This window comes from Streptomyces sp. SID4985 (assembly GCF_009863025.1).
Taxonomy (GTDB): domain Bacteria; phylum Actinomycetota; class Actinomycetes; order Streptomycetales; family Streptomycetaceae; genus Streptomyces.
The window spans coordinates 1-219 of record NZ_WWIR01000096.1; the positions used below are offsets into that span (position 1 = coordinate 1).

The window sequence follows — 219 nt, forward strand, 5'->3', positions numbered from 1 at the left end:
AACCGCAGGGTCGCCAGATCCTCCCGGGAGGGCACGCCGCGCTGCCCGGAGAGCCGCAGGTCCCGGTAGGCGCAGGACTTCTCGTACAGGGTGCGGATGAAGCGGCCGTTGCCGAGCTGGTCGATCCAGCCCTCGGCGACCACGTGTCCGCAGATCGAGGACAGTTCCTCGGCCGCGTCCACGTCCCAGCCGTCGCCGTCGGCCTGGGCCAACTTCAGG

1 pseudogene is annotated in these 219 nt (G+C 70.8%); it reads right to left on the reverse strand.

The annotated features are described in order from the left end of the window. A pseudogene (locus GTW40_RS04055) lies at window positions 1-219 on the reverse strand (CbxX/CfqX); the annotation flags it as partial.